We start from the raw sequence: 7,677 nt of genomic DNA on the forward strand, positions 1-7,677 counted from the left end.
GTGCGCCTCCACCTTCGGGGCCGCGGGCTGCCCGACGGGGAGCCCGTCGAGTGGTGGGTCGTCAACGGTGTCCTGAGTTCTGACCCGGTGGCCGACGCCGTCACGGTCGTCGACGGCGGGTGGATCATTCCCGGGCTCGTCGACGCGCACTGTCACGTCGGGCTGGGTGCCGACGGGCCGACGGACTTCGACGAGGCGGTCGCCCAGGCCGAGACCGAACGGGATGTCGGCGCCCTGCTGCTGCGTGACGCGGGTTCGCCGGTCGACACTCGCAGCATGGACGACCGCGACGACCTGCCTCGGATCATTCGCGCGGGTCGCCACCTGGCTCGGCCGAAGCGCTACATTCCGCGGCTGCCGATCGACGTCGAGGACGAATCGCAGCTGCCTGCCGTGGTCGCCGAGCAGGCCCGCTGGGGCGACGGCTGGGTGAAGTTGGTGGGTGACTGGATCGACAGGGGCGTCGGCGATCTCGCGCCGTTGTGGTCCGACGACGTGCTGGTCGAAGCCATCGCCGCCGCGCACGCCGAGGGCGCCAGGGTGACCGCGCACGTGTTCGGGGAGGACGCGCTGCCGGGGTTGGTCAACGCGGGCATCGACTGCATCGAGCACGGCACCGGCATCACCGACGACGTCATCGCCATGATGCTCGAGCACGGCACCGCGTTGGTGCCCACGCTGATCAACGTCGAGAACTTTCCCGGCATCGCCGAGGCCGCGGCGAAGTACCCGACCTATGCCAAACACATGCGTGACCTCTACGCCTCCTGCTCGGCGCGCGTGGGTGCCGCGCATGACGCCGGGGTGCCGATCTTCGCGGGGACCGACGCCGGAGGCACGGTCGCCCACGGGCGGATCGCGGACGAGATCGCCGCGTTGGCAGCCATCGGGATGAGCCCAACGGATGCCCTCGGGGCGGCAAGCTGGGACGCCAGGGCCTGGCTTGGCAGGCCCGCACTGGAGCATGGGGCGTCGGCCGATCTCGTCTGCTACGCCGAGGATCCGCGCGAGCCTGGCGTGCTCGACCACCCTGACGTGATCGTCCTGCGCGGACGCGTCTACCGCTAGTAGACGTCCCGCACGTAGCGGTGGGTCTTGACGAGGTCGTTGACGTAGGCGTGCGCCGACTCTGCATCCAGGCCACCCTCGGCCGCGATGATGCGGTGCAACGTCTCGTGCACGTCCTTGGCCATCCGTTTCTCGTCGCCGCAGACGTACAGGTAGGCACCGTCCTGGAGCCAGCCGAACAACTCTGCCGAGTTCTCCCACATGCGTTGCTGGACATACTCCTTCGGTCCGTCACCGGGACGGTCGCGGGAGAACGCGAGGTCGAGTTTGGTCAGCGTGCCCGACGCCTCGAAGTCTCGGAGTTCGTCACCGTAGAGGAAGTCCGTCGCGCGGCGACGGTCGCCGAAGAACAGCCACGAACGTCCCGGGGCAGCGGTGGCTTGGCGCTCCTGCAGGAAGGCGCGGAACGGTGCGATCCCGGTGCCGGGGCCGATCATGACGATCGGAACGTCGGCCGCGGGCAGGCGGAACGTGTGATTCGGGCGCAGATGGACTGCGACCACGTCACCGCGATCGGCGAGGAAGGTCGACGCCACCCCGCCGTGGCGGCGAACCCCGGCGTCGTAGCGCACGGTCGCCACCGTCAGGTGCACGTGGTTGGGGTGCACCAACGGGCTCGACGCGATCGAGTAGTCGCGAAACTGCAACGGGCGCAGGGTGTCCAACAGTTCGTCGACCGTGACGTCGGCAAGCTCGAGCAGGTCGAGGACGTCCTTGCCGTAGGCCCACGAGCCCGGGGCGGCCACCGCGTCGGCGCTCAGCGCGGCCGCGGCCTCCTCGTCGGCCGTCCTCGCCGCGACCAGCGACTGAAGGGCGCGCGACGGCGTGCGGATCTCGAAGCGCTCGGCCAGCAGCACTCCGAGCGGGTCGTCGTGGTCGGCGATGGCGTGGTCGCGGCCGACGCCGAAGTGCGCCAGGATCGCGTCGACGAGGGCGGGGTCGTTCGTCACGTGCACGGCGATGGAATCGCCTGCGGAATAGGCGATTTCGCAGCCGGTGAGGTCGATTTCGTAGTGGCGTACCTCCCTGTCGGACGGTGGAGACGTCAACCGCCGATTCACGACGAGGCGCGCGTCGACCGGCAGGTGGCGGTCGCGACTCGGTGCCGGGGAGAGTTCCGGGGGTGCGGTCTCCGTCTCCGTCGCCGACGGGGTGCGGGTGCTCTGCAACAGCTTGACCAGGTCGGTGGTCCAGGCCTGCGCGGGTTGCTCGTAGGGGCCGTCGACGTCGACGCGGTCGGTCAGCCTGGTTGCGCCGAGGGCTTCGAGTCGTTGGTCGAGCAGTTTGCCTGCGTTGCAGAAGAATTCGTAAGAGAGATCGCCGAGGGCCAACACCGCGAAGCTCAGGTGCTCGAGTCGCTCGGCGTCGTCGGCGCTGAAAGCCTCCCAGAACAGCACGGCGTTGTCGGGGAACTCGCCGTCGCCGAAGGTCGAGCAGACCACCACGAAGTGGGTCGCGGACTGCAGTTCGGCGACGTCGAGCTGGTTCAACTCGACGGCTTCGGCCTCGACGCCGATGGTCGCGACGGCCTCGGTGAACGTCATGGCGGCGTCCTCGGCGTTTCCCATGTCGGTACCGAAGGCGACGAGCAGTGAAAAGTCGCGTTGGCCGGTCACGGTGGCTCCCTGGTCGAGGGCGCGGAACAGCCCGCGCGGATGAGATTAGGGTGACCTTAGTTGACGGTGGGCGGCCGTAGGGGTCTACCCGCGCCAGCGTGGTGGTCGGCTAACTGGGGGCGCAGCCGAGTTGGGTGGCGACCGCGCGCATCGCAGCCTCGGCGGACGCCACCGTGACGAGCGCGTTGCCCGCGACGACGTGCAGACCATAGGCGTCCTCGAGCGCCACGAAGTTCATGGCGAGGACGTCGTCGGTCAAGGCGGGGGTGAAGGCGCCGCTGCGTCGACCCTCGGCGAAGATTCCACGGTAGGTGTCCATCTGACGCAGGTACATCCGTTGGACGAGGTCATCGTGAAGCGCGGAATTGCCTGCCAGCACGTCGAATTCGTACAGGATGCGCATCAGTGCGTCGTCGGGGCCGCTCGGGAGACCCGCCGCGATCGCGATGCCGAGTTTTGCCCGCGGGTCGTCGGTGGCCCCGACCAACCGATCGCGTTGGTCGCAGAATCGCTCCACCCCGGCCGCGTGCGCCTCGACGAGGAGTGCATCCAGGTCGTCGTAGTAGTAGAGCACCGTGCCCCTGCTGAGGCCGGCCTGCAAGGCGACGTCGGTCAGGGACAGCGAGCGCAGTCCATGCTTCTGGCCGGCGCTGTAGGTGGCCTCGATGAGGGCTTGGCGTCGGGCTCCCTGGTTACGCGGTCGGGCCATGGGGTTGACAGTAATCGAGATCACATGCCAACCTCGGGATCATTCTTCGACAACAACGTCAAAGAATTCCGGCGAGCCCGGGCCCCACCATCAGAGACCACGACATGACCCATGCGACGCCGCCGACCGCGGCCGGCACCACACCCCCCACCGATGCCCCGACCTACGACGGCACGCTGTCCCGGTCACTGGGCGTCGGCGGCAACGTGCTCATCACGCTGTCTGGCATCTCGCCCGCCTCCAGCGTGTTCGTCCTCGGTGGCGCCGCACTCGGCGCCTACGGCACAGGCGTGTTCTGGGGCTTTGCCATCGCGGGCGTGATCAGCATCCTGATCGCCTATTGCTATGCCGAGTTGGCTTCGCGCCATCCGGTCGCCGGCGGCGACTACTCACTGGTGAGTCGCACCCTCGGACCGTCCGCCGGGGTGGCGGTCTTCTTCGTCGGCTTGGTCACGTTGCCCCTGATCGTGGCGGTCTTCGCCCTCGGGGTGGCGGAATACCTGGGAGTCGCGATCGGCGGCCTGGATCCCGTGTGGACGGCCGTCGTCGTGACGGTGCTGGCCACGGGCACCGCGTGCCTGAACATCCGAACCAACGCCTGGGTCACCGGAGCGTTCCTCTTCATCGAGATGGCGGCGCTCGCGCTGCTCTCGGTGCTCGGTCTAGTGCACGTCGAACGTCCGATCACCGCACTGTTCGAGCCGCAGGCCCTCGACGCCGCCACCGGTGGTCTGGCGCCGCTGGGCATCGCCGGGCTGGTCATCGCCGTCACCCAGGGGATCTTCTCGTTCAACGGATATGGCGGTGCGGTGTACTTCGCCGAGGAGACGAAGAACGCCCGCCGTACCATCGCCAGAGCCGTGCTGTGGAGTGCGGTCATCACCATTCTCGCTGAGATCATCCCGCTGGCCGCGATCATGCTCGGCACGACTTCGCTCGCGGACCTCTTCGGCGCGGACCTACCGGTCGAGGCGTTTCTCGACGAGCGGGCCGGTCATGCCGTCACGGTCTTCGTCTTCGTCTCGATCGCACTGGCGATCGTCAACGCCATCATCGCGATCGCCCTGCAGTCCGGCCGGCTGCTGTTCGCCGCGGCGCGGGACCAGGCCCTGCCGCAGGCGATCGCCGCGCCGCTCACCCGGGTCTCCGAGACCGCCAAGATGCCGTGGGTGGCGACCCTGGTGATGGGCGTGTTCGCCGTCGGCGGCTGCCTGATTCCCGTCGACCTCCTGCTCAACGCCACCGGGTCGACGCTGGCCTTCAGCTATGGGTTCATCGCGCTGTCGGCGATCGTGATGCGTCGCACGTCGGGCCGGACCGGCTATTCGATGCCGCTCTGGCCGCTGCCGCCGGTCGTCGCCCTCGTCGCGATCGCGGCGATCTTCGTGATGGGACTGCTCGACCCCACCCAGTGGCCGAGTCTGGGCATCGCCGTCGGCATCGTCACGGCCGGGTACCTGTACTACTTCGGATATCTGCGTAGCCGCGCCGGCACCCATCTGCTGCTGCTCGAGGTCGACGACGAGGAGGGCGACCGATGACCGATCTCCTCCTCACCGGGGCGCGTGTGCGCACCTTCGACGCCGCGGCGCCGTGGGCCGAAGCGGTCGGCGTCACCGATGGGCGGATCAGCTACGTCGGGACCGCGGCGGACGCACCGGCCGCCACGCGCCGCATCGAGGCGCCGGGCCGGTTGATCACCCCCGGCATCGTCGACGGTCACAACCACCTGCTGTTGGGCTTCGACGAGGACGCGGTATCCCTCGAAGGCGCCAACGACCTCACCGAGGTGCGCCGACGGATTGGCGAATTCGCCACGCGCCGAACCGATCTCGGGTGGATCTGTGCCGAGAATGCGGTGTATTCGATCGTCGAGGGTCGGCGCCCCAGTGCCGCCGACCTCGACGGGCTCACCGACAAGCCCATCTTCGTCACCACCTACGACCAGCACTCGGTCTGGCTGAACCGCGCCGCACTCGCCGTGCTCGGCATCGCAGGTGGCGTCGACGTCGCATGGGGACGCCCCGAACGCGACGAGTCGGGCGAGCCGACCGGCTGGGTGACCGACTTCTACACCAGCGCGATGACGGAGGCGGGCCTCACCGCACTGCAGGCCGACATCCCGATGTACTCGCCGGAGCGCCGGTACCGCAAGCTCCGGTCGAGCATGCGGATGGCCACCGCGCTGGGAATCACCACCGTCGTCGAACCCCAGGTGCCGCTTGCCGAGTTGGCGCTGTTCGAGCGCGCTTTGGCCGACGGCGTCCTGACCTCGCGGGTGATCGCAGCGCTGTTCCATCCGGTGGGTGCCGACGGCGGTTTCCGTCAGCGCCTTCGGGACGCCGTCGACGGTGCCGGTGCCGACCCGATGCTGCGGCTCGGCCCGGTGAAGCTGTACGCCGACGACGTGATCGAGCCGCACACGGCGCTGATGCTCGAGGACTACGCCAATCGGCCCGGTGTTCGCGGGCGCCCCAGCTATCCCGGACGCGAATTGGTCGGTGTACTGGGCGAACTCGACCGGATGGGCTTCCAGACCCACACGCATGCCACCGGCGACGCGGGGATCCGGCTGACGCTCGACGCGATCGAGCAGGCCGCCCGGGTCAACGGAACACGCGACCGCCGGCACGGCATCGTGCACGTCGAGTGCCTGCATCCCGACGACCTGCCACGCTTTAGGGCGTTGGGGGTGACCGCGGCCATGCAGCCTCGGCACTGTTCGCCGGATCTGGTCGCCGGTACCTGGATGGAGAACGTGGGCGAGGAGCGGTGGAACCGCGCGTGGCGGTTCCGTAGCCTCCTCGATTCCGGTGCGACGGTTGCCTTTTCGAGCGATTGGCAGGTCGGCGAGATGGATCCGCTGGTCGGCGTCTACTCGGCCGCCACCCGGGCCGGACTCGACGGATCGAATTCGTGGACGCCCGACGAGCGCGTCGGCTTCGACCGGGCTCTGGAGGCGTATACGGTCCACGGCGCCCGGGCCTGGCACCTCGAGAACGACCGGGGTCGGATCGCGGTCGGCATGCTGGCCGACCTGGTGGTGTGGTCGAGCGATCTCTACGACCACGAGCAGTCACCGACCGGGCTGCTCGGCCAGCACGCCGAGCTGACCGTGGTCGGCGGAAGGACCGTCCACTCCGCGGGCGCACTCGTCGACCGGATCGGGCCGGAGTTGCCGGAAGACCCCGTCAGTGCGGGCACCGCAACTCAGCACGTGCACTGTCACTGACGGCGGGCTCACGCCGGCTGGCTGAAACCCCAGTCGAACAGCCCGACCGCTTGCGGGTAAAGATCACCCGTGCCGTACATCTGCACGACGACCAGGCGGCGGTTTCCGCGTTGCGCCGCACCTACATACGTCTTGCGGGCCAGGTTGGTGAAGCCGGTCTTGCCGCCGAGGTCACCGGGATAGCGGGCGAGCAGCTCGTTCTGAGCGGTGAGCGTCTTGCCGGGGAATTGGGCCGTCGGCTGCCGAAGGATGGTGGCGATCACCGGGTTGCCCAGTGCCGCACGAAAGATCAGCGCCAGGTCGAACGGGGTGGTAGACGACTCCCAGCCCGGCCCGTCGAGCCCCGACGGCGAACCCGCCCTGGTGCTGCGCGCACCCAACTGCTGGGCCTTGGCGTTCATCCTCGCGACGGCGACCCGTTGACCTCCGAGCATGTCGGCCAGCATGTTTGCCGCGTCGTTCCCCGACACCATCAGCAGGCCCTCCAGCAGCTGGCGGGTGGTGTAGGGCTGACCGGGGGTCAGGCCGACGCACGAGCACTCGACGCGGTCGTGCGACGCGTTGGCCCTGGCAAAGGAATTCGGGTTGAGGTTGTCCACCACGACCAGCGCCAAGAGCGTCTTGATGGTGCTCGCCGGGGCGTAGGAACCGGTCGGATTCTTCGCGGCCAGGATGCGCCCGGTGTCCATGTCGGCGACCAGCCAGGCCTGCGCGGGACCGTCGGGTGGGGCGACGACGGCCCCCGCCGGTGCGGCGTCGGGAAGCGCTGATGCCAACGGCGCCGTCAACGCCGCGGTGAGGGCGAGGACTGTCGCCGCGAACAGTCTTCGCACATCGCGAGCGTAGGGACCGTAGGTCTCCGTCGGGTATCAGAAGGGCGGCGGGCTTGGATCACTACCAAAGGTGTCCTCGTAGAGAAGGTCTCCGTCGGGCACGACGGCGGGTGTTGGTGTGGTGGTGCGCGCGTGGTGGTTGGTGGCTCGTTCGGCGGTGATGTCGTGGGCGCGTTGGTGGGCGCGGGTGCGCCGGCGGCGTGGCATCTTCGCGGTCCG

6 protein-coding genes and 1 pseudogene are annotated in these 7,677 nt (G+C 68.8%); 3 read left to right on the forward strand and 4 right to left on the reverse strand.

From position 1 onward, the window contains the following. On the forward strand, nucleotides 1-1,068 hold the full coding sequence (locus B1790_RS26500; RefSeq protein WP_079926267.1) for an amidohydrolase family protein: 1,068 nt from the start codon (nucleotides 1-3) through the stop codon (nucleotides 1,066-1,068). Here B1790_RS26500 and B1790_RS26505 read toward each other — a convergent pair. After that, nucleotides 1,065-2,684, reverse strand: coding sequence for a sulfite reductase flavoprotein subunit alpha (locus B1790_RS26505; RefSeq protein ID WP_079926268.1), 1,620 nt, complete (start codon nucleotides 2,682-2,684; stop codon nucleotides 1,065-1,067). The two genes, B1790_RS26500 and B1790_RS26505, sit on opposite strands and share 4 nt — an antisense overlap. 109 nt (nucleotides 2,685-2,793) lie before the next feature. Further along, a complete protein-coding gene (locus tag B1790_RS26510; RefSeq protein WP_079926269.1) occupies nucleotides 2,794-3,393 on the reverse strand; it encodes a TetR/AcrR family transcriptional regulator in 600 nt (199 codons plus the stop codon). A gap of 104 nt (nucleotides 3,394-3,497) precedes the next feature. Between B1790_RS26510 and B1790_RS26515 the strand changes: the two genes are divergently transcribed. Beyond that, nucleotides 3,498-4,934, forward strand: a complete 1,437-nt coding sequence (locus B1790_RS26515) for an APC family permease (protein WP_079926270.1) — start codon at nucleotides 3,498-3,500, stop codon at nucleotides 4,932-4,934. Next, nucleotides 4,931-6,625 carry an amidohydrolase gene (locus tag B1790_RS26520; protein ID WP_079926271.1) on the forward strand — a complete coding sequence of 565 codons (1,695 nt, stop codon included), beginning with the start codon at nucleotides 4,931-4,933 and terminating at the stop codon, nucleotides 6,623-6,625. Before B1790_RS26515 ends, B1790_RS26520 begins: the two co-directional genes overlap by 4 nt. Nucleotides 6,626-6,633: 8 nt before the next feature. Here B1790_RS26520 and B1790_RS26525 read toward each other — a convergent pair whose 3' ends face one another. Together B1790_RS26525 and B1790_RS34805 are read right to left on the reverse strand one after the other, a co-directional pair. Then, a complete protein-coding gene (locus B1790_RS26525) occupies nucleotides 6,634-7,458 on the reverse strand; it encodes a D-alanyl-D-alanine carboxypeptidase family protein (protein ID WP_079926272.1) in 825 nt (274 codons plus the stop codon). Between the two features lie 36 nt (nucleotides 7,459-7,494). After that, nucleotides 7,495-7,677, reverse strand: a pseudogene (locus B1790_RS34805) (hypothetical protein); the annotation flags it as partial.

The sequence above is a fragment of the Mycobacterium sp. AT1 genome (assembly GCF_002043095.1).
In the GTDB taxonomy this organism is placed as follows: Bacteria; Actinomycetota; Actinomycetes; order Mycobacteriales; family Mycobacteriaceae; genus Mycobacterium.

Bases quoted from the DNA above. Each gene is read 5' to 3' on its own strand.
- B1790_RS26515 (WP_079926270.1), top strand. From the start codon at position 3,498: ATGACCCATGCGACGCCGCCGACCGCGGCCGGCACCACACCCCCCACC.
- B1790_RS26520 (WP_079926271.1), top strand. From the start codon at position 4,931: ATGACCGATCTCCTCCTCACCGGGGCGCGTGTGCGCACCTTCGACGCC.
- B1790_RS26510 (WP_079926269.1), bottom strand. From the start codon at position 3,393: ATGGCCCGACCGCGTAACCAGGGAGCCCGACGCCAAGCCCTCATCGAG.